We start from the raw sequence: 26672 nt of genomic DNA on the forward strand, positions 1-26672 counted from the left end.
AGAGGCTTCAGTGTAAAGCAAGTACCGCCAATTAACCCTGTTTCACCGCATCTTTTTTCGTTTGTTCATCAATCGGTTTGCCGGACCAGTAGCCCGCCAGCAGCGAACCGGACAGATTATGCCAGACGGAGAACAGGGCCCCCGGCAGTGCCGCCAGCGGTGAGAAGTAGATTTTCCCGAGCGCCGCCGCCAGGCCGGAGTTCTGCATGCCCACTTCGATTGCCAGCGTGCGGCAGGTCGATTCGTCAAAGCCAAACAGCTTCCCGCCCCAGTAGCCGCCCAGCAGGCCGATAGTGTTATGCAGCACCACCGCGATAATCACCACAAATCCTACGGAAGCAATGTGTGACGCGGAACCCGCCACCACGGCGCTGATGATGGCCAGAATACAGACCATCGAAAACGCAGGCAGATACGGCTCAACTGCTTTCACCACGCGTGGGAAAAGATGGTGAATCACCAGGCCCAGCGCAATCGGGATCACCACAATTTGCAGAATGCTCAGCAGCATACCCATCACGTCCACCTGGATATGCGCGTCTACATACAGGCGGGTTAACAGCGGTGTGGCAATTACGCCAACCAGCGTTGAGACGGAAGAGATAGTGACGGAGAGCGCCACGTCGCCTTTCGCAAGAAAGATCATCACGTTTGACGCCGTGCCGCTGGCCACGCTGCCCACCAGCACCATCCCGGCGGAGAGGTCAGGCGGCATCTTAAAGGCCATAGCCAGCAGCCACGCCGCAAGCGGCATCACCAGGTAGTGCAGGAAAATCCCTGCGGCAACCGGAGCCGGGCGGGACAGCACGCGCTTAAAGTCGTCGATTTTCAGATGCACGCCCATACCGAGCATAATCAGCATTAGCAGCGTGGTGACCCACGGGCCAATACCGGTGAACGTGGTGGGGGTGTAATACGCGAGTACGGAGAGCAGCAGCGCCCATAACGGGAACAGCCGCGTGATGGCGGATAACATAGTGGTTTCCTTGCAGTATTGTCGTGTTGTTTAGTTATGAAAAAGCCGGGTCTGTGCCCGGCTTGTAGATAATGTTTATCGTGCTAACGAATTTTATTCAAACAAATTCTGATGAAGTTTCTGCACCACCTGCTCCGCCTGGTCGGCTGGGACCAGGAAGCAGAGGTTGTAGCTGGACGCGCCGTAGCAGATCATGCGGATGCTGAACGGGTCGAGCACGCCGAAGACCTCTTTGCCCACGCCGCAGGCGCGCGACAGCTTATTGCCAATGATGGCCACCAGCGCCAGATCTTCTTCTACCTCAACCCGGCACAGTTCAGACAGTTCAATCAGCAGTGACTGCGTCAACAGGGTGTCGCCGGTAGACGTTGAGCCGGTGGTGTCCAGCGTCAGCGCAATGCTCACTTCAGAGGTGGTGATCAGGTCCACGGAGATGTTGTGGCGCGCCAGAATGCCAAACACTTCCGCCAGGAAGCCGCGAGAGTGCAGCATATTATGGCTGTGTAACGTCACCAGCGTCTGCTTACGGCGCAGGGCCAGCGCGCGGAACAATGGCGGGTTCTCGGTTTTCTTGCAGACCAGCGTGCCGCCCGCTTTTGGATCTTTACTGGAACCCACGAAGACAGGAATATCGCTGCGCACCGCAGGCAGGAGCGTCGCCGGGTGCAGCACTTTAGCGCCGAAAGTCGCCATTTCAGCCGCTTCTTCAAACGCGATCACATCAATACGTTTTGCCGCAGAGACCACACGAGGATCGGTGGTGTAGATACCTGGAACATCTGTCCAGATATCCACACGGGTGGCGTGCAGCGCTTCGCCCAGCAGAGCGGCGGTATAATCGCTGCCGCCGCGGCCCAGCGTCGTCGTGCGTCCTTTCGCTTCGCTACCAATAAAGCCTTGGGTGATCACCATGCCTTCAGCCAGACGCGGGGCCAGCTGCTGGTTGGTCAGTTCAGCCAGCGCTTCAACGTCCGGCTCGGCGCGGCCAAAACGGTCGCTGGTACGCATGATTTTACGCACGTCAAACCACTGCGCCTGAACGTTACGTTCGCGCATGATTTCAACAAACAGCAGGGTGGACATCAGTTCACCGTGGCTGACCAGTTCGTCGGTCAGGGCGGTGGAGGTCGCCAGAGAAGCCGCTTCTGCCAGGGTGGTAATATTTTCCAGCAGACGTTCCACTTCCTCGCGGATCACGTTCGGATTTTGCAGACGTTCCAGGATGTCGAACTGAATTTTGCGCAGTGCATCCAGCTTCACGAAACGTTCTGTCGCTTCAAGTCCTTCAGACAGAGAAACCAGCAGGTTCGTCACGCCAGCGGATGCAGAAAGCACCACCAGGCGGGTATTCGGATCGGCCAGCACCACATCGGCGCTGCGGTTCATGGCATCGTAATCGGCCACACTGGTGCCGCCAAACTTGGCGACCACAAAACTCGTCATAACAACCTCGTGTCAGGGAATGAATAGAGCGACCATGGCACAAGAAAGAAACGAAAACAGGTGCAGGCGCAAAATACGGCCCTATAAATAAAATGTGGGGGAGGTCCTGTCAATGCTGGGATTATGCGGATTTTTTATGGGGGGGTACCCCTCAGTAACAGGACTTATAACAGGGCCATATTTTATGCTCCCTTTTAGCCTGTTTTGGGCGACATTTCGCCGCTCCAGGAGGCTCCGCCAGCAGCTATACTTTTCGGGTCTTTTCACCTGCGTTTGATGCAGGCCAGGGCAATGGCATAAAAACCATCACAATTTTTATTTGCAGGCGCTACAATCGACCGCAGTCACAATTCTCAAATCAGAAGAGTATTGCTAATGAAAAACATCAACCCAACGCAGACCGCTGCCTGGCAGGCACTACAGAAACATTTTGATGAAATGAAAGACGTCACCATCGCGGATCTGTTCGCGAAAGATGCCGATCGTTTCAATAAGTTCTCCGCGACCTTCGACGACCTGATGCTGGTGGATTTCTCCAAAAACCGCATTACCGAAGAGACTCTGGCAAAACTGCAGGATCTGGCGAAAGAAACTGAGCTGGCCGACGCCATCAAATCCATGTTCTCCGGTGAGAAGATCAACCGTACCGAAGACCGCGCCGTGCTGCACGTGGCCCTGCGTAACCGTAGCAATACGCCAATCATCGTTGACGGCAAAGACGTCATGCCGGAAGTGAACGCGGTGCTGGAAAAGATGAAAGCTTTCTCTGAAGCGATCATCTCCGGCAGCTGGAAAGGCTACACCGGCAAGGCTATCACCGACGTGGTGAATATCGGTATCGGCGGTTCTGACCTCGGCCCATTCATGGTGACCGAAGCGCTGCGTCCGTACAAAAACCACCTCAACATGCATTTCGTGTCTAACGTTGATGGTACCCATATCGCCGAAGTGCTGAAGAAAGTGAACCCGGAAACCACCCTGTTCCTGGTCGCGTCCAAAACCTTCACCACCCAGGAAACCATGACCAACGCCCACAGCGCGCGCGACTGGTTCCTGAAAACGGCTGGCGACAACAAACACGTGGCGAAACACTTCGCGGCGCTGTCTACCAACGGTAAAGCGGTGGGCGAGTTCGGTATTGATACCGCGAACATGTTCGAGTTCTGGGACTGGGTTGGTGGTCGCTACTCACTCTGGTCAGCGATTGGTCTGTCCATCATCCTGTCCGTGGGCTTCGACAACTTCGTTGAGCTGCTCTCCGGCGCGCACGCGATGGATAAACACTTCTCCACCACCGCACCGGAGAAAAACCTGCCGGTGCTGCTGGCGCTGATCGGTATCTGGTACAACAACTTCTTCGGCGCTGAAACCGAAGCGATCCTGCCATACGACCAGTACATGCACCGCTTTGCGGCCTACTTCCAGCAGGGCAACATGGAATCCAACGGTAAATACGTTGACCGTAACGGCAACGCGGTGGATTACCAGACTGGCCCAATCATCTGGGGCGAGCCAGGCACCAACGGCCAGCATGCGTTCTACCAGCTGATTCACCAGGGCACCAAAATGGTACCGTGTGATTTCATCGCGCCGGCTATCACGCACAACGCATTGTCTGACCACCATCCGAAGCTGCTGTCCAACTTCTTCGCGCAGACTGAAGCGCTGGCGTTCGGTAAATCTCGCGAGGTGGTTGAGCAAGAATACCGTGACCAGGGTAAAGATCCGGCAACCCTGGACCACGTTGTGCCGTTCAAGGTGTTCGAAGGCAACCGTCCAACCAACTCCATCCTGCTGCGCGAAATCACCCCGTTCAGCCTGGGCGCGCTGATTGCCCTGTACGAGCACAAGATCTTCACTCAGGGCGCTATCCTGAACATCTTCACCTTTGACCAGTGGGGCGTTGAGCTGGGCAAACAGCTGGCAAACCGCATTCTGCCAGAGCTGGGTGACGATAAAGCAATCGACAGCCACGACAGCTCTACAAACGGCCTGATTAACCGTTATAAAGCATGGCGTGCGTAATAAATATGTCATGAAAAGTGCCGGCGATATGCCGGCATTTTTTTATCGGATAATTCCTGATGTCTGTTAGTTAACTCAAATTCTGGTTCTGAGTTTTATCTGAAAAAGCCCGTTAACCTGTTAATCACTACGGTTTATTTTAGGAAAATCCGGATCATTAAATTATTAGTGATTAATTATATGTTATTGATTTTTAATCATAATATATTTTAGCCATTCGTCTTATGTTTCGTTTTTATCCATTAGTCTGAAAACTCCCTCCCTATTTATTCGTACGGCAATCCCGCTGCTTTAGTTGTGTATACTCGAATCCGCCTGAATTTCTTTTCGGGCAAATCTCCATTCATTCATTGAAGGGAAATTGTTATGAAAAAAGTACTGTATGGCATTTTTGCCATATCTGCGCTTGCGGCGACATCTGTTTATGCAGCTCCGGTTCAGGTCGGGGAAGCTGCAGGGTCGGCTGCGACGTCTGCGTCTGCGGGAAGTTCTACCGCAGCCAGCGCCAGCACCGTAAGTTCAGCCGTGGGTGTCGCGCTGGCGGCAACCGGTGGCGGTGATGGCTCCAATACCGGAACCACGACCACCACGACGACCAGCACCCAGTAATAGCGGGTGTTTTAATCATAACCACACTTCGGTGTGGTTATTTCGCCCCTTCGGAGAAGAGTCGTGAAGCGACCTGCAATCATTATGATTTGCCTGCTGTTGCAGGCGTGCTCAGCCACTACCAAAGGGCTGGGAAATTCCCTGTGGGACAGCCTGTTCGGTACGCCGGGCGTGCATCTGACCGATGACGAACTGCAGAACATGCCGTATGCCAGCCAGTACATGCAGCTAAACGATGGCCCGCAACTGTTTGTGGTGCTCGCTTTCGATGAAAACGGGCAGCAGAAATGGGTGACGCAGGATCAGGCCACCATCGTGACGCAGCATGGTCGTATCGTGAAAACGCTGCTTGGTGGTGACAATCTGCTTGAGGTAAACAACCTCGCAGACGATCCGCTGATCAAACCTAACCAGATTACCGACGGCGCAAGCTGGACGCGCACAATGGGTTGGACCGAACACCAGCAGGTGCGCTACGCCACGGCGCGTTCTACCTTCCGCTGGGACGGCACAGACAGTGTCAACGTCGGTAGCGACGAAACGCAGACTCGCGTGCTGGATGAAGAGGTCACGACCGACCAGGCGACCTGGCATAACCGTTACTGGATAGATGAAGAAGGGCAAATTCGCCAGTCCTTGCAGTATCTCGGTGCCGGTTTCTTCCCGGTGAAAACAACCCTGATCAAGGCGGCGAAATCATGAAAACGCTCATCCACGTTGCGCTTCTCGCCAGTCTTGCCACGCCGCTGGCATGGTCTGCGGGAACAGTGAAAGTCTACACGCCGGACAACGCGCAACCCAAAACCTTAACTAACGCAGAGCATCTGCTCGATCTCGTTGGACAGCCAAGGCTGGCTAACAGCTGGTGGCCAGGGGCGGTTATCAGCGAGCGCCAGGCAACGGTAGCGGCGGAACAACAACACCTTGCCCTGCTGGCTCGCCTGACGGGTTTGGCGGAGCAGGAAGACGGCGACGATGCCGCTGCTATCAACAACGTTCGCCAGCAGCTCCAGGCGCTGAAGGTAACAGGCCGCCAGAAGGTGAACCTTGATCCAGATGAAGTGCGCGTCGCGGAAAAGGGTAACCCCACGCTTGAAGGGGAGTACACGCTCTGGCTGCCGGTGAAGCCGACGACGGTTACCGTGATGGGGCTAATCAGCAGCCCGGGCAAAAAGCCCTTTACCCCCGGTCGCGATGTGGCGAGCTATCTCGACGAACAAAGCCTGCTGAGCGGTGCGGATAACAGCTACGCCTGGATTGTTTATCCCGACGGGCATACCCAAAAAGCACCCGTAGCATACTGGAATAAGCGACATATCGAACCCATGCCCGGCAGCGTGATTTTTGTCGGCTTTGCCGACCATTTCTGGACGAAGGCGTATGACGGGCTGAATGCCGATATCCTTCATTCCCTGACGCAGCGGATACCGGATTAATGAAAAGAACCTATCTCTACAGCATGCTGGCGCTGTGCGTAAGCGCTGCCTGCCATGCGGAAACGTATCCGGCGCCCATTGGGCCGTCGCAATCAGACTTCGGCGGCGTCGGTTTACTGCAAACCCCTACCGCGCGTATGGCGCGCGAGGGGGAGATCAGCCTCAACTACCGCGACAACGACCAGTATCGCTACTATTCCGCCTCCGTACAGCTGTTCCCGTGGCTCGAAACCACGCTGCGCTATACAGACGTGCGAACGAAACAGTACAGCAGCGTCGACGCGTTCTCCGGCGATCAGACCTATAAGGACAAGGCCTTCGACGTCAAGCTGCGGCTCTGGGAAGAGAGCTACTGGATGCCGCAGGTGTCCGTCGGTGCGAAGGATATCGGCGGGACCGGCCTGTTTGATGCGGAATACATCGTGGCCAGCAAAGCCTGGGGACCGTTTGATTTCTCGCTCGGTCTTGGCTGGGGGTATCTGGGTACCAGCGGTAACGTAAAAAACCCGTTCTGTACCTACAGCGATAAATACTGCTACCGCGATAACAGCTACCAGAAAGCGGGCTCCATCAACGGGGATCAGATGTTTCATGGTCCGGCCTCGCTGTTTGGCGGCGTGGAGTATCAAACGCCCTGGCAGCCATTACGCCTGAAGCTGGAGTATGAAGGGAATGATTACTCGCAGGACTTCGCCGGGAAAATTGAGCAGAAGAGCAAGTTTAACGTCGGCGCCATTTACCGCGTCACCGATTGGGCCGACGTTAACCTCAGCTACGAGCGTGGCAATACCCTGATGTTTGGCTTCACGCTGCGCACCAACTTTAACGATATGCGTCCGCACTATAACGACAATGCACGGCCTGCGTATCAGCCGGAGCCGCAGGATGCGATCCTCCAGCACTCCGTGGTCGCCAATCAGCTGACGTTACTGAAATACAACGCCGGTCTGGCCGATCCGAAAATTCAGACCAAGGGCGACACGCTGTACGTCACCGGCGAGCAGGTGAAATATCGCGACTCGCGCGAAGGGATCGAACGCGCTAACCGGATCGTGATGAACGATCTGCCGGAGGGGATCCGCACGATCCGCGTGACGGAAAACCGCCTCAACATGCCGCAGGTGACGACCGAAACGGACGTCGCCAGCCTCAAGCGCCATCTGGAAGGTGAACCGCTCGGGCATGAAACCGAGCTGGTGCAAAAACGCATCGAGCCCGTGGTGCCAGACACCACCGAGCAGGGCTGGTATATCGATAAATCCCGCTTTGATTTCCATATCGACCCGGTGCTGAACCAGTCCGTCGGCGGGCCTGAAAACTTCTATATGTACCAGCTGGGCGTGATGGCGACGGCGGATCTGTGGGTCACCGACCACCTGCTGACTACCGGCAGCCTGTTTGGCAACGTCGCTAACAACTACGACAAGTTCAACTACACCAACCCGCCAAACGACTCGAAGCTGCCGCGCGTGCGTACCCGTGTGCGTGAGTATGTGCAGAACAACGCTTACGTGAACAACCTGCAGGCCAACTACTTCCAGTACTTCGGCAACGGCTTCTACGGCCAGGTGTACGGCGGGTATCTGGAAACCATGTTCGGCGGTGCGGGGGCGGAGGTGCTGTACCGTCCTGTTGACAGCAACTGGGCGTTTGGGATTGACGCTAACTACGTCAAACAGCGTGACTGGCGCAGCGCGCAGGACATGATGAAGTTCACCGACTACAGCGTCAAAACGGGTCACCTGACCGCCTACTGGACGCCGTCGTTCGCGCAGGACGTGCTGGTGAAAGCCAGCGTCGGCCAGTATCTGGCGGGCGATAAGGGCGGTACGCTGGATATCTCCAAACACTTCGACAGCGGCGTCGTAGTGGGCGGTTATGCCACCATCACCAACGTCTCGCCGGACGAATACGGGGAAGGGGACTTCACCAAAGGGGTCTATGTGTCGATTCCGCTGGATCTGTTCTCGTCAGGCCCAACCCGCAGCCGTGCGGCAGTGGGCTGGACGCCGCTGACGCGCGACGGCGGCCAGCAGCTTGGGCGTAAGTTCCAGCTGTATGACATGACCAGCGATAAGAACGTTAACTTCCGCTGATGCTTCTTTGCCCGGTGGCGCTGCGCTTACCGGGCCTACGATAGTGTTTTTGTAGGCCGGGCAAACGCAGTGCCGCCCGGCAAGAATGCTCATGCGAACAAAACATAAACAAAAAATATAGATCCCCGTCACATTTTTGCGTTATACAGGAATCTCGCCCTGGAGAATGAGGTGCTGTATGACATCCCTGACGCGTCCGCGCGTTGAGTTTATCTCAACGATCCTCCAGACCGTGCTGAACCTCGGTCTGCTGAGCCTTGGCCTGATACTGGTCGTCTTTCTCGGCAAAGAGACGGTGCATCTGGCGGATGTACTGTTCGCCCCTGAACAAACCAGCAAATATGCGCTGGTGGAAGGACTGGTGGTCTACTTTCTCTACTTCGAATTTATCGCCCTGATTGTGAAATACTTTCAGTCCGGCTTTCACTTCCCGCTGCGTTACTTTGTCTACATTGGGATCACTGCGATAGTGCGGCTGATCATCGTCGATCATAAATCCCCGCTCGACGTGCTGATCTACTCGGCGGCGATCCTGCTGCTGGTGATCACCCTCTGGCTGTGCAACTCGAAGCGGCTGAAGCGCGAATAAAAAAATGGCGCTCCGAAGAGCGCCTAACAACAGTCACAAGTTGGGTCAATACAATACGTCTAAAGTTGAGGGTTGCAGTGGCATAACAAATGAAACTTAACCTTTCACACCGCCCGCCGTCAGGCCATTCACCAGCCAGCGCTGGGCCAGCAGGAACACCACGGTGATCGGGATGGCAGAAAGTACGGCCGCCGCGGCAAAGTCGCCCCACAGGTAGTTTTGCGGGTTGAGGTATTGCTGCATACCGACGGCCAGGGTGTAGCTGTTCACATCACGCAGTAACAGTGAGGCAACCGGTACTTCGGTGATCGCAGCGATAAACGACAGAATAAACACCACCGCCAGAATCGGCACCGACAGCGGCAACAGCACCAGACGGAACGCCTGCCACGGGGTTGCGCCATCCAGCGCGGCCGCTTCTTCCAGCGAGCCGTCGATGGTTTCGAAATAGCCTTTGATGGTCCACACATGCAGTGCGATACCGCCAAGGTAGGCGAAGATCACGCCGCCGTGGGTGTTCAGACCGATAAACGGCACGTACTGGCCCAGACGGTCAAACAAGGCATATAACGCCACCAGCGACAGTACGGCCGGGAACATCTGGAAAATCAGCATCCCTTTCAGCAGCGTCGCTTTTCCCGGGAAGCGCATGCGGGCGAAGGCGTAAGCGCAGGTCGTGGAGAGCGTCACGATGCCGATCGCGGTGATGGTCGCAACTTTCACCGAGTTCCACAGCCACAGCAGCACCGGGAACGGCGGCGGCGTGACGCGGCCATCCGCGTGTTCAACGCTGAAGCCCAGTGCGAGCTTCCAGTGCTCCCAGGAGATTTCATCCGGGATCAGGCTACCTGTCGCGAAGTTACCCGAACGCAGGGAGATGGCGATAACCATCAGCAGCGGGAACATGATCGCCGCGATAAAAATCAGCAGGCCTAAGTGCGTCGCGAGGAGGCGCAGCTTCTGTGATTTGGGTTGGACCATAGACATAATCAGTGCCCTCCTTAGTCGAATTTCATACGTGTGGCTTTCAGGTTCACAATCGCCAGTGCGCCTACCAGCAGGAAGATCAGGGTGGCAATCGCTGCCGCCAGGCCGAAGTCCTGACCGCCGCCGCCTTCGAAGGCGATGCGGTAGGTGTAGCTCACGAGCAGGTCGGTATAGCCTGCTGGTGTAGTCGTACCGAGACGGTCCGGACCACCGTTGGTCAACAGCTGAATCAGCACGAAGTTGTTAAAGTTAAAGGCGAAGCTGGCAATCATCAGCGGCGTCAGCGGCTTAATGAGCAGCGGCAGCGTAATTTTGAAGAAGTTCTGGAACGGGCCCGCGCCGTCCATCGCCGAGGCTTCGTACAGATCGTCCGGGATAGCCTTCAGCAGGCCCATGCACAGGATCATCATGTACGGATAACCGAGCCAGGTGTTTACGATGATAATCATCGAGCGGGCGGTGGTTGGGTCGCTGAACCAGGCCGGTTTGATACCGAACAGCGCGCTCAGCAACATGTTGATTTCACCGAAGCTCTGGTTAAACAGCCCTTTGAAAATCAGAATTGAGATAAACGACGGTACGGCGTACGGCAGAATCAACAGCACGCGGTAAATCGCTTTGCCCTTCAGGGATTCCCACTGGACGAGACAGGCCAGTATCATGCCGACGGCGACGGTCAGGATCACGGTCAGGACCGAGAAAACGACCGTCCAGACGAAGATGGCGAAGAACGGTTTCTGGATGCCTTCGTCGGTAAACACGCGGGTAAAGTTGTCCCAGCCGATGGTGACGGTATAGCCCGGGCTGAGCTTGTCATCACCCCATTTGCCGTCGGCAGTAATGGACTGATAGAAACCAATGTCGTTATTCGGACGATATTTCACGCCGCTCTGGTTGTTGGTCAGGGTGCCGTCATCCGCAAGTGTATACAGCGGCTGCGTGCCGGAGAACTGGCGCAGCGAGCTCATGGTCACTTTGCTTTCGTCTGGCAGCACGGCGGTGATCTGGGTCAGCGCCTGACGGTTTTGCGTAATCACGCGCAGATTGGCACGTTCACCTTCCGGCAGGGCCGCAGCCTCTTTTAAGGCCAGCTTTTGCTCGCCACCAAATTTGAACGCGTCGGAGATATAGTTTTTGCCGCTCTCTCCGTCAGTGAGTGCTAACTTCCACTCGTCACCCGCAGGATACAGGCCGAAGTTGAAGGTTTTACCCGCCTGATAAGAGCGGTCCAGAAGCACCTGCGTTGCGCGTTCTTGCGCGAGCTGGTTAGTGCTGCTGTAGTTGGTGAACGCAATGGCGATGGTACAGATCAGCGGGAAGAGAACAAACAGTCCCATTCCGGCCACGCCAGGGTAGACATAGCGCCAGGCGTAGGCTTTACGGTTGGCGAAAATATACAGGCCAGCAGAGCTTAAAATCAGCGTCATGATGGCAAACAGATATTCCCCTTGTACGTACATTAAAACAACAAGGTAACCCACCAGCAGACACAGCAGACCTATCACTGACCACTTCAGCGCGTCGCTTTGCCACCAGTGTTTCTTTTTAATGACATCCATGGGGTTCTTCCTCTACAACGGTGGAAACTTATCGTCAGGTGGCGCTGCGCTTACCTGACCTACGGATCGTGCCGTAGTCGTAGGGCGGGTAAGCGCATGCGCCACCCGCCGTTTTTCAGACTTACTTAGTAATACGACCCTGAGCATCTTTCAGCGCGGCATCTACGGTCTGGCGACCGCTTGCAGCGTTGATCACCGCAGTACGGGTGGCGTACCAGAACGCGGCCATCTGTGGGATGTTCGGCATGATTTCGCCTTTCTGGGCGTTATCCATGGTGGCCGCGATGCGTGGATCTTTCGCCAGCTGATCCTGGAAGGATTTCAGCGCAACGGCACCCAGCGGTTTGTCCTTGTTCACTTCATCCAGACCCTGATCGGTCAGCAGGTAGTTTTCCAGGAACTCTTTCGCCAGCTCTTTGTTCGGGCTGGCGGCGTTGATGCCTGCGCTCAGCACGCCCACGAACGGTTTAGACGGCTTGCCGTTGAAGGTTGGCAGCAGCGTCACGCCGTAGTTGATTTTGCTCTTGTCGATGTTGGTCCAGGCCCACGGACCGTTGATGGTCATCGCGGTTTCGCCTTTGTTGAACGCCGCTTCCGCGATGGAGTAGTCAGTATCCGCGTTCATGTGTTTGTTCTTGATGAGGTCAACCAGGAAGGTCAGACCCGCTTTCGCGCCTGCGTTGTCCACGCCCACGTCTTTCACGTCATATTTGCCGTTTTCAAACTTGAACGCGTAACCGCCGTCGGCAGCAATCAGCGGCCAGGTGAAGTACGGCTCTTGCAGGTTGAACATCAGGGCGGATTTACCTTTCGCCTTCAGCTCTTTATCCAGGGCAGGGATCTCTTCCCAGGTCTTCGGCGGGTTTGGTACCAGGTCTTTGTTGTAAATCAGAGACAGCGCTTCAACCGCGATTGGGTAAGCGATCAGCTTGCCGTTATAGCGAACGGCGTCCCAGGTGAACGGGAACAGCTTGTCCTGGAAGGCTTTATCTGGGGTCACTTCAGCCAGGAGACCAGACTGTGCGTAGCCGCCGAAACGGTCATGCGCCCAGAAGATGATGTCCGGGCCATCGCCGGTCGCCGCAACCTGCGGGAATTTCTCTTCCAGCTTGTCCGGGTGTTCGATGGTGACTTTGATGCCCGTATCTTTTTCGAATTTCTTACCCACTTCGGCCAGGCCGTTATAGCCTTTATCGCCGTTAATCCAGATAACCAGCTTACCTTCTTCAATTTTGGCGAGAGCCGGTGCGGAAATCATCATTGCTGCCAGGGCGGACAATGCGAAAACGCGTGCGCCAGTCTTGATCTTCATATCTGCCATCCTTTTTTGGTGATGTGCTCGTGGATACACTGAGGTGGTTCAACGTGACTCAGTCTCCTTATTTGACATCCTCTTTCCATCCTCCCAGCCCCTACGCCCCACCCCCCGTTTGTGTGATCCCGGTTGCATAAATTTAAGTTATGAGTGCTGGCGCACATAAAAACCCACCGAATTTTGCAGGTGGCTTCACGAATTTTGCCTCAGCCCCCCAGCCGCGGTCGCAGAGCCTGCTCTCTCATCCTCCCGCCTCCTCCCCCATAAAAAAGCTGGGGGGTGGAGGATTCACGAAAGTAATGGATACCCCATAGTGAACTTATCTTGAATGTTTCTGTCGGTGACAGGTTGTAACGAAGGGAGAAGGGCATGGCGAGCGTACAGCTGCGTAATGTAACGAAAGCCTGGGGCGACGTAGTGGTGTCGAAAGACATCAATCTGGACATCACTGAAGGCGAGTTCGTGGTGTTTGTTGGCCCATCCGGCTGTGGTAAATCTACTCTGCTGCGTATGATTGCCGGTCTTGAAACCATCACCAGCGGCGATCTGCTGATCGGTGATACCCGCATGAACGACATCCCGCCTGCTGAACGTGGCGTCGGCATGGTGTTCCAGTCTTATGCACTTTATCCCCATCTTTCCGTTGCGGAAAACATGTCCTTTGGCCTGAAGCTGGCTGGCGCGAAGAAAGATGTCATTAACCAGCGCGTGACGCAGGTGGCTGAAGTGTTACAGCTGGCTCACCTGCTGGAGCGTAAGCCGAAAGCGCTTTCCGGCGGTCAGCGTCAGCGTGTGGCAATCGGCCGTACGCTGGTGGCAGAGCCGCGCGTGTTCCTGCTCGATGAACCTCTCTCAAACCTGGATGCCGCCCTGCGCGTCCAGATGCGTATCGAAATCTCCCGTCTGCACAAGCGTCTTGGCCGCACGATGATTTACGTCACCCACGATCAGGTCGAAGCGATGACCCTGGCCGACAAAATCGTGGTGCTGGATGCTGGCCGCGTGGCGCAGGTGGGTAAACCGCTGGAGCTGTACCACTACCCGGCAGACCGCTTTGTTGCGGGCTTCATTGGCTCGCCAAAGATGAACTTCCTGCCCGTTAAAGTGACCGCGACAGCCATTGAACAGGTACAGGTGGAGCTGCCAAACCGTCAGCAGGTCTGGCTGCCGGTCGACAGCGCCAACGTACAGGTTGGGGCAAACATGTCCCTGGGTATCCGTCCTGAGCATTTACTGCCGAGCCACATCGCCGATGTGACGCTGGAAGGTGACGTTCAGGTCGTCGAACAACTTGGTCACGAAACACAGATTCATATCCAGATCCCCGCCATCCGTCAGAACCTGGTCTACCGCCAGAATGACGTGGTGTTGGTAGAAGAGGGTGCCAAATTCGCTATCGGCTTGCCGCCAGAGCGTTGTCATCTGTTCCGTGAGGATGGCACTGCATGTCGTCGGTTGCATAAAGAGCCAGGCGTTTAAGCATTCCCAAAAGAAGACACGAAACCGACAGGTGAAGTGTTCAAAGAAAAGCAATGATCTCAGGAGATAGAATGATGATTACTCTGCGCAAACAAGTCCCTCTGGCAATCGCCGTTGCGGCAGGCATCCTGTCTGCCCAGGCAGGCGCCGTGGACTTTAAAGGTTATGCTCGTTCCGGCATTGGCTGGACCGGGAGTGGCGGTGAACAACAATGTTTCCAGGCAACAGGTGCACAAAGTAAATACCGTCTCGGTAACGAATGTGAAACCTACGCCGAGCTGAAACTTGGCCAGGAAGTGTGGAAAGAAGGCGATAAGAGCTTCTATTTCGACACTAACGTAGCGTATTCCGTTTCTCAGCAGAACGACTGGGAATCCACCAGCCCGGCCTTCCGTGAAGCTAACGTGCAGGGTAAAAACCTGATTGAATGGCTGCCAGGCTCCACCATCTGGGCCGGTAAGCGTTTCTATCAACGTCATGACGTCCACATGATCGACTTCTACTACTGGGATATTTCTGGTCCTGGTGCGGGTATCGAAAACATCGATCTGGGCTTCGGTAAACTGTCTCTGGCTGCAACCCGTTCTTCTGAGTCCGGCGGTTCTGCGACCTTCGCCGATCGTGATGCGAACGGTGACCGTATTTACGACAACGTCGTGCCAAACGATGTCTTTGATGTCCGTTTAGCGGGTCTGGAAACCAACCCAGGCGGTACGCTGGAACTGGGTGTTGATTACGGTCACACCAACATTCCAGACGATTATTACCTGCAGCCTGGCGCCTCTAAAGATGGCTGGCTGTTCACCGCTGAACACACCCAGAGCATGATGAAGGGCTTCAACAAGTTCGTTCTGCAGTACGGTACGGACTCCATGACCTCTAACGGTAAAGGTATCCCACAAGGCGGCAGCATCGATAACGACGGCTCCATGTGGCGTGTGCTGGACCACGGTGCAATCACCCTGGCAGATCGTTGGGACCTGATGTACGTCGGTATGTACCAGAACATCGATCGTGACAACAACAACGGCACCGAGTGGTGGACCGTGGGTGTTCGTCCAATGTTCAAATGGACGCCGATCATGAGCACCTTGCTGGAAGTGGGCTACGACAACGTCAAATCTCAGAAAACTGACGACAAAAACAGCCAATACAAAATCACCCTGGCACAGCAATGGCAGGCAGGCGACAGCATCTGGTCTCGTCCGGCTATCCGTGTCTTCGCAACCTACGCGAAGTGGGATGAGAAATGGGGCTACGCGAACAATGGCGATACCGGCTACACCTCTGGCGTAGCGTATAGCGACACCTCCGCGAAAACCTTCAGCCGTGGCGACAACGATGAGTGGACCTTCGGTGCCCAGATGGAAATCTGGTGGTAATTCGTTAGACCTGACGTAATGACCTAAAAAGAGGGGCGTGAGCCCCTCTCTCCTTAGGGTGCTGCGCGCTATTGCCTGGCCACCGCAGTGCTCACGCTATCAGAGGTAATAACAATGAAAATGAAGAAAAGTCTCGTCGCGCTGTGCCTCTCTGCGGGGCTGCTGGCCTGTGTTCCGGCTGTCACCTTTGCAGACGTCAATTTCGTTCCTCAAAATACCAGTGCTGCGCCAGCGATTCCGGCGGCGGCACTTCAGCAGCTGGTGTGGACGCCAGTTGATCAATCAAAAGTACAAACCACTCAGCTTTCTGCCGGTGGTCAATCCCTGAACGTGCCTGGTATCAGCGGCCCGGTTGCGGCTTTTAGCGTGCCCGCCAATATTGGCGAACTGACCCTGACGCTGACCAGCGAAGTGAACAAGCAAACCAGCGTATTCGCACCTAACGTTCTGATCCTCGATCAAAACATGACGCCATCAGCCTACTTCCCGAGCGACTATTTTAGCTATCAGGAACCGGGCGTCATGAGCGCTGACCGACTGGAAGGCGTAATGCGCCTGACGCCAGCTCTGGGACAGCAGAAGATTTACGTCCTGGTCTTCACGACAGAAAAAGATTTGCAGAAGACGACAAAGCTGGTTGACCCGGCGAAAGCCTACGCGAAAGGCACCGGAAACTCTGTCCCGGATATTCCGGACCCGCTTGCTCGTCATACCACTGATGGTCTGGTCAAACTGAAAGTCTCTACCAACAGTGCGTCAAGCGTACTCGTCGGCCCACTGTTCGGCTCATCCGGCCCGGGCCCTGTGACGGTAGGAAACACCGCCGCACCAGTCTATGCCGCACCTGCTGCTGCCGCGCCTGTGGCTGCATCGGCCCCTGCACCAGCACCAACGAAGCCATCTGAGCCGGTACTGAACGACACGGAAGCGTACTTCAACAATGCCATTAAGCAGGCAGTGAAGCGCGGCGATGTCGACAAAGCGCTGAAGCTGCTTGATGAAGCCGAACGTTTAGGTTCAACCACTGCCCGTTCCACCTTTATCAGCAGTGTAAAAGGCAAGGGGTAACCGTTTCCCCACAGTGCTGATTTGTTAGTAGTTTAGTGCGCCTGAGTGGGCGCACTTTTTTGGTTCTCTTCGCGCTGTTGCGCCATTGTTGCGATAGTGATCGCTAAATAATGTTTGACCGCCCTCAATCCGCGTTTCTGCGATACAATGCCATTACGTTATGTATCGGAGAGTCTGGCATGTCACACCCCGCGCTAACGCAACTGCGTGCGCTGCGCTATTTCGACCAAATACCCGCGCTTGACCCGGAGCAACTGGACTGGTTGCTGCTGGAAGATTCCATGACGAAACGTTTTGAGCAACAGGGCAAAACGGTCACGGTGACGATGATTCAGGAAGGGTTTGTCTCTGCCGACGACATCGCCAGCGAGCTGCCGCTGCTGCCAAAAGAAGATCGCTACTGGCTGCGTGAAATTTTATTGTGTGCTGACGGCGAGCCGTGGCTTGCCGGGCGAACAGTGGTGCCTGAGTCTACCCTTTCCGGGCCAGAACTTGCCCTGCAACGATTGGGGAAAACGCCGCTGGGGCGGTATCTTTTCACCTCGTCTGAGCTGACCCGAGATTTTATTGAGATTGGCCGTGATGCCGAGCTGTGGGGGCGTCGTTCCCGCCTTCGTCTGAGTGGTAAACCGTTAATATTGACGGAGCTTTTTTTACCGGCATCGCCGTTGTACTGAGAGGAAGACAAAATGGAGTGGAGCCTGACGCAAAACAAGCTGCTGGCGTATCACCGCTTAATGCGAACGGATAAACCGATTGGCGCATTGCTGCTGCTGTGGCCAACGTTATGGGCGCTATGGGTGGCGACGCCGGGCGTGCCGCCGCTGTGGATCCTGGCGGTGTTTGTTGCCGGTGTCTGGCTGATGCGTGCTGCAGGCTGTGTAGTAAATGACTACGCAGACCGGAAATTTGACGGACATGTAAAGCGAACGGCTAATCGTCCGCTGCCCAGCGGCCAGGTGACGGAAAAAGAGGCGCGCACGCTGTTTGTGGTGCTGGTGCTGCTCTCCTTCCTGCTGGTGCTAACGCTTAACACCATGACGATCCTGCTGTCTGTCGCCGCGCTGGCGCTGGCCTGGGTCTACCCGTTTATGAAGCGCTACACCCATCTGCCGCAGGTGGTGCTGGGCGCGGCATTTGGCTGGTCGATTCCAATGGCGTTTGCCGCAGTTAGCGAATCTGTCCCGCTCAGCTGCTGGCTGATGTTCCTGGCGAATATTCTTTGGGCAGTGGCGTACGATACGCAGTACGCGATGGTCGACCGCGATGACGATCTCAAGATTGGCGTCAAGTCGACGGCGATCCTGTTTGGCCGTCAGGACAAACTGATTATCGGCATTTTGCAGGTGGCGGTGCTGGCGCTGATGGTGGCGATTGGTCGCCTGAACGGGCTGAACTGGGAATTTTACTGGTCCGTGCTGGTGGCGGGACTGCTGTTCGCGTATCAGCAGAAACTGATTGCGAAGCGCGAGCGTGAAGCCTGCTTCAAAGCGTTTTTAAATAATAACTACGTCGGTCTGGTGCTGTTTTTAGGGCTGGCGATGAGTTACTTTGGCTAAAAAGAAGCCCGGTGGCGCTAGCGCTTACCGGGCCTACATGTCNGCGCCACCCGGCTTTTTTACATCACTCGTCCTGCGTCGCGCTCTCAATCGTCAAACGCACGTCCGAGGTAATCAGCTCGGCCAGCATCTGGTAAATCTTGAGCGTCTCTTCCGGTTCAGCATCGCCCGTATCGCTGATAAACCCTTCATCACGCAGCGTCAGCACCAGTGAGCTGAATACCGCTTTGTCGAAGAACTCCGGTGCGTTAATGCCGTGTAGAACAGACAGGCGCTGTGCCAGCGTCCGGCTCTCTTTTTCCAGCGTACCGCGGTTGATGGACGGGTTCGCGCTGAGCAGCCAGAAGGTGATGGCGTAGCGCTGCAGCGTTTCACGCGCACCGGCGGCCAGCAGTTGCAGGGTGCGGGAACGCGACGGGTTGATATGCAACTCGTCATTAGTCAGGGTAATCAGCCCCTGACGACGCATCTCTTCCGTCATTTTATCCAGTTCTACTGCCAGCTCATCTTTACTCCAGCGCAGGAACAGCTCCGCTTTCAGCATCGGGTAGATGGCTTCAAGATGGCGCAACAGTTCCTGACGCGAAATGCGGCGATGCTGGGTAATAATGGCCGCCATCAGCGACGGCAACATCAGCATATGCGTGATGTTGTTGCGGTAGTACGTCATCAGCACGGCCTGCTCGCGCGGCAGGATGATGATGTCACCGATGGTGTCTTTCTCAACTTCGAACTTGTTCATCTGCAGCGCGTGGTCGATAAGCTCGCTCGCGGTAGCAGAAGGCACGGTCGAATCAACCGAGTACGGCACGTTGCGCATAATGTTCAGGTAGCAATCAAGCTGCTCGGTCAACTGTTCACGGGTCAGTGAACGCTGACGAGAGGCCAGAAGCGCGGTACAGCACAGGTTCATGGCGTTCGCCGCACCTGCGTTGTTGATGCGCACCATCAGCTCTGCAGCAATACCGTTCACCGTAGGCGTCAGCCACGCCGGACGTACCGCTTCGATAGGGTCGATAGACTCGCGCCACTCCGGAACATGGTTGTTCAGATACGTCATCAGCGGCATCGGTTCGCCAAAGTTCACGTAGCCCTGGCCAAGATTGCGCAGCTTGCTCAGGCCGCGCAGCATCTGCGGCAGGCTCTCTTTCTCTTTGGTCGCACCGCGCAGCTCTTTGGCGTAAGTGCCCACTTCCATGACGTGTTCATAGCCAATGTAGATCGGCACCAGCGTGATCGGACGCGTGCCGCCGCGCAGCATGGCCTGGATGGTCATCGACAGCGTGCCGGTTTTCGGATCGAGCAGACGACCGGTACGGGAACGACCGCCTTCCACGAAGTATTCAACGGAATAGCCGCGGCTGAACAGCTCGCCGAGATATTCACGGAATACGGTGGAATAGAGCTTGTTACCCTTAAAGGTACGGCGAATAAAGAACGCACCCAGACGGCGGAAGATCGGGCCTGCTGGCCAGAAGTTCAGGTTGATACCCGCCGCAATGTGCGGTGGCACCAGCCCCTGGTGATACAACACATAGGAGAGCAGCAGGTAGTCCATGTGGCTGCGGTGGCAGGGCACATAAACAATTTCATGACCGTCATGGGCCAGCTGGCGTACGCGCTCGGCGTTGTGGACGTTAATGCCCTGATAGAGACGGTTCCAGGTGAAACTCAGGATACGGTCGGAGAGACGAATCATCTCGTAGGAAAAGTTCGCCGCGATCTCTTCCATCAGTGCAATGGCGTTTTGCTGTGCTTTCTCGTGGGAAATCTTCTTGCTGCGCGCTTCGTCTTCAACTGCGCGGGCAATCGCTTTAGAGGCCAGCAGCTTGTTGAACAGATCCTGACGCGCCGGGAGACGAGGCCCAACGGCAGCCAGACGCTGGCGTGCGAAGTGCATACGCGCCACGCGCGCCAGTTTTTGCGCGATGATCTTGTCGGTGCCGTGCTCGTCCGCCATACGACGCAGCGAAACGGAAGGGGAGAAGCGCACAAAGCTGTCGCGTCCCAGCCAGGAGACCGCGAAGAACTTCTGGATGCCGTTGAGCATACGCAGCGGCGGATTCTCTTCGCCTTTTTCGCGGCCCGGACGGCGACCAAACATCACTGAGACCGGCACCATCTGCACATCCAGATCGGGATTGCTGCGGTGCAGGTCGAGATAGTCATGGAACAGCTTGATGGACTCTTCTTTCGGCGTGTAATAGGTAAACACGCGCGGCCCGCCGTGAATAAACACGTAGCGCGGCAGCAGAGTGCCATCAACTTCAAGCGGTTCAAGTGGGTCAGGTAAATCATGCGCCAGACATTGGGCGCGAAGCGTCAGCAGGTCTGCCTTCGAGTTATAAGGCAAAACGTACATAATAGGGCGCGACGTATCGAGCCCTAATTCCAGCGCGGGTTCTGCTGGGATAGACTTACTTTTTACCAGGACGCTTAATGGTAAATTAAGTAATTTGTAGTAAATTCGTGGCCAGCCGGACATAAACGATGTAAAGCCTCTGGTTAATAATGCAATTGCGGCGCAAGGATAACAGAAAGCGCGCAAAATTTCTGTTGTTACCCGTCATACTTCAGGCTACAGCGAAACGCGCTGCTGCCAGAGTTACTGACGCTATTTCCAATAAAAGGTTCTATTAATGGCCAATAATACCACTGGGTTAACTCGAATCATCAAAGCTGCCGGCTATTCATGGAAAGGTTTCCGTGCCGCATGGGTCAATGAAGCCGCGTTTCGCCAGGAGGGCGTTGCCGCTATCGTCGCGGTTATCATCGCCTGTTTCCTTGATGTTGATGCTATTACCCGCGTGCTTCTCATCGGCTCTGTTCTTTTGGTGATGATAGTGGAAATTCTCAATAGCGCTATTGAGGCGGTTGTGGACCGTATCGGTTCAGATTTCCACGAACTTTCTGGCCGTGCGAAAGACATGGGGTCTGCCGCTGTGCTGTTGGCGATTATCACGGCAGCGATCACCTGGGTCACGTTGCTTTGGTCACATTTCCGATGAGCCTCGAGGAATAATTAAGTCCCTGGTTTTTTGTGCAGTTTTTGGTTCCAAAATCGCCTTTGACTGTATATACTCACAGCATAACTGTATATACACCCAGGGGGCGGAATGAAAGCGTTAACGACCAGGCAGCAAGAGGTGTTTGACCTCATCCGGGATCATATCGGCCAGACGGGTATGCCACCCACGCGTGCGGAAATCGCTCAGCGTCTGGGCTTCCGTTCTCCAAATGCGGCCGAGGAACACCTGAAAGCGCTGGCGCGCAAAGGTGTGATTGAAATTGTGTCTGGCGCGTCTCGCGGCATTCGTCTGCTGGTGGAAGAGGAGACAGGTATTCCGCTGATTGGTCGTGTCGCCGCAGGTGAACCTCTGTTGGCCCAGCAGCATATTGAAGGTCACTATCAGGTCGATCCTGGTATGTTCAAGCCGAGTGCGGATTTCCTGCTGCGCGTCAGCGGGATGTCCATGAAAGATATCGGCATTCTTGACGGCGATCTGCTGGCCGTTCACAAAACGCAGGATGTACGTAACGGTCAGGTTGTGGTCGCGCGTATTGATGATGAAGTGACCGTCAAGCGACTGAAAAAACAGGGCAACACCGTACAGCTGCTGCCCGAAAATAACGAATTCTCCCCGATTGTGGTGGATCTGCGCGAACAGAACTTCTCCATTGAAGGTCTGGCCGTTGGTGTTATCCGCAACGGTGAATGGCTGTAACTTCTTCCTGACAGGCTACGGGTCTCCGTAGCCTGGATCATTTCCCATTCCCGGTATTTTTCATGTCACTGCTGACGGCTTCTGATAAGGCATTGTGGCGTCTTGCACTGCCGATGATTTTTTCCAATATTACCGTTCCCCTGCTTGGCCTGGTGGACACCGCGGTGATTGGTCATCTGGATTCTCCCGTTTATCTGGGCGGCGTGGCGATTGGCGCAACGGCGACCAGTTTTCTCTTTATGCTCCTGCTCTTCTTACGCATGAGTACCACGGGGCTTACGGCACAAGCCTATGGCGCGAAAGATCCGCTGCGACTGGCACGCGCGCTGGTTCAGCCACTCATTCTGGCGCTTGGGGCAGGTGCCTTAATCGTTCTCTTTCGCACGCCGCTGATTGATCTGGCGCTGCACATTGTGGGCGGCAGCGAGGCGGTGCTGGAGCAGGCCAGGCGCTTCCTTGAAATCCGCTGGCTCAGCGCGCCCGCATCGCTGGCAAACCTGGTTCTGCTGGGCTGGCTGCTGGGCGTGCAGTACGCTCGTGCGCCGGTCATCCTGCTGGTGGTGGGAAACCTTTTGAACATCCTGCTCGACCTCTGGCTGGTGATGGGCCTGCACATGAACGTACGGGGCGCGGCGCTGGCAACCGCAGTCGCAGAATACGGCACGTTTCTCATCGGACTGTGGATGGTCTGGCGCGTACTGGCCATGCGTGGAATTTCCCTCGTCATGCTGAAAAGCGCGTGGCGCGGCAACATCCGCAAGCTGCTGGCGCTGAACCGGGATATCATGCTGCGCTCGCTCCTGCTGCAACTCTGTTTTGGTGCGTTAACGGTTTTTGGTGCCCGTCTTGGGCCTGAGATCGTTGCGGTAAATGCGGTGCTGATGACATTGCTGACCTTTACCGCGTATGCGCTGGATGGCTTTGCTTACGCCGTGGAGGCGCACTCCGGGCAGGCATACGGTGCGCGTGAAAGTGGTCAGCTCCGCGAGGTGTGGCGGGCAGCTTGCCGTCAATCAGGTCTGGTCGCGCTGGCGTTCGCACTGATTTATGCCTGTTTCGGCAGCGACATTATCGCGTTACTCACGTCGTTACCGGCATTACGCGAACTGGCAGGCCACTATCTCATCTGGCAGGTGATCTTGCCTGTGGTGGGCGTCTGGTGTTATCTGCTGGATGGCATGTTTATTGGCGCAACGCGCGGCGCGGAGATGCGTAACAGCATGGCGGTCGCGGCTGCAGGTTTTGGCCTCACGCTGCTGACCTTACCGTATTTGGGCAATCACGGTTTATGGCTGGCATTGGCGGTTTTCCTGTCGCTGCGCGGATTGTCGCTGGCGTTCATCTGGCATCGCCACTGGCAAAACAATACCTGGCTCCCTTCCCGTCACGATATATCGTGACGGTTAAAGATTCCGAATATGAAATCAACCGCCGAATCCTTAACTACAATAATTATCACGTCCAGCAGAAAAGAACGTAACGGACGTTACGACCCAACGCTTAACTAAGAGGACACGATGATGAATAAAGACGAAATCGGCGGCAACTGGAAGCAGTTTAAAGGTAAAGCGAAAGAACAGTGGGGTAAGCTGACGGATGACGATATGACCGTCATTGAAGGTAAACGCGATCAGCTTGTCGGTAAAATTCAGGAACGTTACGGCTACGCAAAAGACCAGGCGGAAAAAGAAGTGGGCGACTGGGAAACACGCAACGACTACCGCTGGTAACCGGGCTATACCCGAAAGTACAAGGAAGTACGCCCTGAGGGCGGCCCTGAGCCGCCTTTTCTTTTGCCGTTAACGCGGCTTTTTCTTCACGAGAATAGAGTGATCGTGTTGGCATTCATCCTGATGACGACAGGATTCCACCTCCACGCACGCCGAGCACAGTCCGTGCGCTTCAATCACGTTATGACGCAGGGCGAAGCCCATTTTAGCCGCCAGCGTATGCATAATATCTTCCACGCCTTCCGCACACTCTTCCTTTACCGCGCCGCAGCGGTCGCAGATAAACATGGCTGAGGTATGGGTTGGCTGATCGAACAGATGGCACAGTACATAGCTGTTGGTCGATTCAACTTTGTGCACAAACCCTTGTTCCAGCAGGAAATCCAGCGCACGATAAACCGTAGGCGGTTTTGCCTGCGGCTCGCTTGCACGCAGCAAATCCAGCAGGTCATATGCGCTGATGGCACCCTGTTGCAGGCTCATCAGGCGCAATACCTCGAGGCGCTGCGGAGTCAGGCGCACATTGCGTTGCGCACACAGCTTTTCGGCCTGCGCTAACAGCTCTTTTGTGGACTTATCCATTTAGCACCTCGGATGTATAGGATGGAAAACCCTCACTTTATCATGTTCTGGTAAAAACACCGAGATCCACCAGGCTGTGCTATACCTGACGCATCGCAATTCGGGGAATTAACCATGAAAAGACCTGACTGTATTAAGCACTGGCAAGATGTGGAAGGTGCTGACGATTCGACCTATCCCGACAGTAACGAACTCTTTTCCATCGGCGCGCCCCTCGCTCGCAGGCTGGGCTTAAGCCGCATCGGTATTCATCATGAGCGCTTGCCGCCAGGGCGTCGTACGTCTTATCCGCATGCGGAAAGCGACGAAGAAGAGTTTATTTATGTGCTTGAAGGGCATCCGGAGGCCTGGATAAACGGCTACCTGTGGAAGCTTGAGCCAGGAGACAGCGTGGGGTTCCCCGCCGGGACGGGCGTTTGCCATACCTTTATAAACAACACTGACGAAGAGGTGCGGTTGCTGGTTGTCGGCGAGGCCAACAAAAAGCAAAACCGTATCTACTATCCGCTAAACCCGGTTTATGCCGCGACGCGTGAGGACCGCTGGGTAGATCATCCTCCTCAATTTTTTGGGCCGCACAATGGAAAACCCGAGCGGAAATAATTTTCCTCTTCTATAAATATTGAGGGCCGTCACAAATTACAACAGGCCGTAAGGGAATTTTACTTAGGGAAAGAAATAGCGGGTCTTTTACTTCTTATTCACAGCAATAGTTCGTTCCTGTTTGGGTGATAACAGACAGGAGTTATTTCATAACAGACTATAACGGGCATACTGTGAAAAAATATTTTAAATTTTCGGTGGTTAGCATTGCTGTCTCCTTTTTTATGGCAAATCAGGCGGGAGCAGCCAATACCTGGACAGAATCACGTAGCGACGCAATGGGTGGCACGGGCGTCGCTTCGGGCAGCTATGGCAGCGGGGCGTTAATCAACCCCGCGTTGTTGGCAAAGGCGAAACCGGACGATGATGTGACGGTTATTTTACCGTCCGTTGGCGTGCAGGTGACGGATGAAGACAATCTCCAGGATGAGATTGATACCATCAACGATAAAATCAATCACTATAAGGATGTGGTTGATAGCCTTACCCCCATCGAAGTGATTACCAACCCGCTGGGCTCAATCGATCAGTTCCAGGGAGCGGCAAAAGATCTTGCCGATGAACTGGACTATCTCAAAGGCAAAACCGCACGCGCTTCGGCAGGCGCGGGGATTGCGGTGAGTATCCCTAACGATATGCTCTCCGTGGCCTTTATGGCGAAAGGCTATGCCCACGGGCGCGTGAGCTCTTCTATCGATCAGCAAGATATTGATTACCTGCGTAGTATCCAAACCAGCGATGCGGTGGCGGCGGGCGTGGCACTGGATGCGGCGCTAAACGGTACCGATCAAATTACGAAAAACCTTAACTCTACAGCGTCTGGCCGGGCGGCAATTGTCTCCGATTATGGTGTTGCCATTGCCCGTCAGTTCGATCTGGGGGGCGTCCCGGTTTCCCTTGGCGTCACGCCAAAACTGCAGAAAACCTGGATCTATAACTACACCACCTCAATTTACGATTACGACAGTAACAAGTGGAACGACAGTCGCTACCGGAAAGACGATACCGGCTTTAACGTGGATGCCGGTATCGCGGCCGATTTCGGCGAGCACTGGACGGTCGGGGTGAGCGGGCAAAACCTGATGTCGCGCGATATCGACACCAAAGACATTCGCATCCGCAACGGGCGCACGGGGGAAGTGGTGAGCTATAAAGACACCTATCAAATCCGTCCGCTGGTGACGGCCGGTGCCGCCTGGCACAACGATCTGGTGACCCTGACCGCCGATGGCGATCTAACTGAAACCAAAGGCTTTAAAAGCGAAGATACCTCGCAGTATGTTGGCGTGGGTGCGGAAGTGACGCCGCTCAGTTGGCTCGCCGTGCGTGCCGGTTATCGGGCGGATATGAAAGGCAACGACAGCAATGTCTTTACCGGCGGTGTTGGCTTTGCGCCATTTAACACCGTCCACGTTGACCTGATGGGCCTGTACGGCGAGGACGAAACCTGGGGCGCAGGAGCACAGCTGAGCATGACGTTTTAACGTGAACCGGAGGCGCTGCGCCTCC

The 26672-nt window shown here is 55.3% G+C and carries 24 protein-coding genes; 17 read left to right on the forward strand and 7 right to left on the reverse strand.

Features of this window, described 5'->3' with window-relative positions:
* Positions 1-31: 31 nt before the first annotated feature.
* Both panS and lysC read right to left on the reverse strand, forming a co-directional pair.
* On the reverse strand, positions 32-976 hold the full coding sequence (panS, locus tag ACTJJA_RS21690) for a ketopantoate/pantoate/pantothenate transporter PanS (RefSeq protein WP_420985704.1): 945 nt from the start codon (positions 974-976) through the stop codon (positions 32-34).
* A 93-nt stretch (positions 977-1069) separates the two neighbouring features.
* Positions 1070-2419, reverse strand: coding sequence for a lysine-sensitive aspartokinase 3 (gene lysC, locus ACTJJA_RS21695; protein WP_089598598.1), 1350 nt, complete (start codon positions 2417-2419; stop codon positions 1070-1072).
* A gap of 375 nt (positions 2420-2794) precedes the next feature.
* Here lysC and pgi point away from each other — a divergent pair, with 375 nt between their 5' ends.
* The 6 genes from pgi to psiE all read left to right on the forward strand — a co-directional run bounded on the left by pgi (position 2795) and on the right by psiE (position 9174).
* Complete coding sequence (gene pgi, locus ACTJJA_RS21700) at positions 2795-4444, forward strand: glucose-6-phosphate isomerase (RefSeq protein ID WP_089598599.1); 1650 nt, start codon at positions 2795-2797, stop codon at positions 4442-4444.
* Between the two features lie 366 nt (positions 4445-4810).
* Positions 4811-5053 (forward strand): exopolysaccharide production protein YjbE, encoded by a 243-nt coding sequence (yjbE, locus tag ACTJJA_RS21705; protein ID WP_008503423.1) that lies wholly within the window; start codon positions 4811-4813, stop codon positions 5051-5053.
* A gap of 63 nt (positions 5054-5116) precedes the next feature.
* Positions 5117-5755: a YjbF family lipoprotein gene (locus ACTJJA_RS21710; RefSeq protein ID WP_120159796.1), complete on the forward strand. Its 639-nt coding sequence runs from the start codon at positions 5117-5119 to the stop codon at positions 5753-5755.
* On the forward strand, positions 5752-6489 hold the full coding sequence (locus tag ACTJJA_RS21715) for a capsule biosynthesis GfcC D2 domain-containing protein (RefSeq protein WP_440669189.1): 738 nt from the start codon (positions 5752-5754) through the stop codon (positions 6487-6489). The genes ACTJJA_RS21710 and ACTJJA_RS21715 overlap by 4 nt, the downstream gene beginning before the upstream one ends.
* Positions 6489-8585, forward strand: a complete 2097-nt coding sequence (locus ACTJJA_RS21720) for a YjbH domain-containing protein (RefSeq protein ID WP_440669190.1) — start codon at positions 6489-6491, stop codon at positions 8583-8585. Before ACTJJA_RS21715 ends, ACTJJA_RS21720 begins: the two co-directional genes overlap by 1 nt.
* Positions 8586-8763: 178 nt before the next feature.
* Positions 8764-9174, forward strand: a complete 411-nt coding sequence (gene psiE / locus ACTJJA_RS21725) for a phosphate-starvation-inducible protein PsiE (protein WP_000202963.1) — start codon at positions 8764-8766, stop codon at positions 9172-9174.
* A gap of 96 nt (positions 9175-9270) precedes the next feature.
* Here psiE and malG read toward each other — a convergent pair whose 3' ends face one another.
* The 3 genes from malG to malE form a co-directional block, all read right to left on the reverse strand.
* A complete protein-coding gene (malG, locus tag ACTJJA_RS21730; RefSeq protein WP_042716434.1) occupies positions 9271-10161 on the reverse strand; it encodes a maltose ABC transporter permease MalG in 891 nt (296 codons plus the stop codon).
* Between the two features lie 14 nt (positions 10162-10175).
* Positions 10176-11720: a maltose ABC transporter permease MalF gene (malF, locus tag ACTJJA_RS21735; RefSeq protein WP_440669191.1), complete on the reverse strand. Its 1545-nt coding sequence runs from the start codon at positions 11718-11720 to the stop codon at positions 10176-10178.
* A 121-nt stretch (positions 11721-11841) separates the two neighbouring features.
* Positions 11842-13032, reverse strand: a complete 1191-nt coding sequence (malE, locus tag ACTJJA_RS21740; RefSeq protein WP_089598604.1) for a maltose/maltodextrin ABC transporter substrate-binding protein MalE — start codon at positions 13030-13032, stop codon at positions 11842-11844.
* A gap of 372 nt (positions 13033-13404) precedes the next feature.
* Here malE and malK point away from each other — a divergent pair, with 372 nt between their 5' ends.
* From malK to ubiA, 5 genes are all read left to right on the forward strand, one after another.
* Positions 13405-14514, forward strand: a complete 1110-nt coding sequence (malK, locus tag ACTJJA_RS21745; RefSeq protein WP_126546105.1) for a maltose/maltodextrin ABC transporter ATP-binding protein MalK — start codon at positions 13405-13407, stop codon at positions 14512-14514.
* A 71-nt stretch (positions 14515-14585) separates the two neighbouring features.
* Positions 14586-15896, forward strand: coding sequence for a maltoporin (locus ACTJJA_RS21750; protein WP_042718876.1), 1311 nt, complete (start codon positions 14586-14588; stop codon positions 15894-15896).
* Positions 15897-16010: 114 nt separating this feature from the next.
* Positions 16011-16964, forward strand: a complete 954-nt coding sequence (malM, locus tag ACTJJA_RS21755; RefSeq protein ID WP_126546107.1) for a maltose operon protein MalM — start codon at positions 16011-16013, stop codon at positions 16962-16964.
* 179 nt (positions 16965-17143) lie between these two features.
* On the forward strand, positions 17144-17641 hold the full coding sequence (gene ubiC / locus ACTJJA_RS21760) for a chorismate lyase (RefSeq protein ID WP_440669192.1): 498 nt from the start codon (positions 17144-17146) through the stop codon (positions 17639-17641).
* Between the two features lie 12 nt (positions 17642-17653).
* The gene (ubiA, locus tag ACTJJA_RS21765) at positions 17654-18523 is read left to right on the forward strand and encodes a 4-hydroxybenzoate octaprenyltransferase (protein ID WP_042718873.1); all 870 of its coding nucleotides are present in this window, start codon (positions 17654-17656) and stop codon (positions 18521-18523) included.
* 64 nt (positions 18524-18587) lie between these two features.
* Here the strand turns inward: ubiA and plsB are convergent, their stop codons facing one another.
* Positions 18588-21008: a glycerol-3-phosphate 1-O-acyltransferase PlsB gene (gene plsB, locus ACTJJA_RS21770; protein WP_089598609.1), complete on the reverse strand. Its 2421-nt coding sequence runs from the start codon at positions 21006-21008 to the stop codon at positions 18588-18590.
* Positions 21009-21162: 154 nt separating this feature from the next.
* Here plsB and ACTJJA_RS21775 point away from each other — a divergent pair, with 154 nt between their 5' ends.
* From ACTJJA_RS21775 to ACTJJA_RS21790, 4 genes are all read left to right on the forward strand, one after another.
* Positions 21163-21531, forward strand: coding sequence for a diacylglycerol kinase (locus ACTJJA_RS21775; RefSeq protein ID WP_014830281.1), 369 nt, complete (start codon positions 21163-21165; stop codon positions 21529-21531).
* A gap of 108 nt (positions 21532-21639) precedes the next feature.
* Positions 21640-22248 (forward strand): transcriptional repressor LexA, encoded by a 609-nt coding sequence (gene lexA / locus ACTJJA_RS21780; protein WP_089598610.1) that lies wholly within the window; start codon positions 21640-21642, stop codon positions 22246-22248.
* A gap of 62 nt (positions 22249-22310) precedes the next feature.
* Positions 22311-23648, forward strand: a complete 1338-nt coding sequence (gene dinF / locus ACTJJA_RS21785; protein ID WP_440669193.1) for an MATE family efflux transporter DinF — start codon at positions 22311-22313, stop codon at positions 23646-23648.
* 120 nt (positions 23649-23768) lie between these two features.
* Complete coding sequence (locus ACTJJA_RS21790) at positions 23769-23978, forward strand: CsbD family protein (RefSeq protein ID WP_440669217.1); 210 nt, start codon at positions 23769-23771, stop codon at positions 23976-23978.
* 69 nt (positions 23979-24047) lie between these two features.
* On the opposite strand, the gene zur is transcribed toward ACTJJA_RS21790, so the two are convergent.
* Complete coding sequence (gene zur, locus ACTJJA_RS21795) at positions 24048-24560, reverse strand: zinc uptake transcriptional repressor Zur (RefSeq protein ID WP_089598612.1); 513 nt, start codon at positions 24558-24560, stop codon at positions 24048-24050.
* A 114-nt stretch (positions 24561-24674) separates the two neighbouring features.
* Here zur and ACTJJA_RS21800 point away from each other — a divergent pair, with 114 nt between their 5' ends.
* The gene (locus tag ACTJJA_RS21800; protein WP_440669194.1) at positions 24675-25163 is read left to right on the forward strand and encodes a cupin domain-containing protein; all 489 of its coding nucleotides are present in this window, start codon (positions 24675-24677) and stop codon (positions 25161-25163) included.
* A gap of 224 nt (positions 25164-25387) precedes the next feature.
* Positions 25388-26647 (forward strand): conjugal transfer protein TraF, encoded by a 1260-nt coding sequence (gene traF, locus ACTJJA_RS21805; protein ID WP_440669218.1) that lies wholly within the window; start codon positions 25388-25390, stop codon positions 26645-26647.
* Positions 26648-26672: the final 25 nt, after the last annotated feature.

The organism is Enterobacter sp. 22452 (assembly GCF_052045065.1).
GTDB lineage: Bacteria > Pseudomonadota > Gammaproteobacteria > Enterobacterales > Enterobacteriaceae > Enterobacter > Enterobacter mori.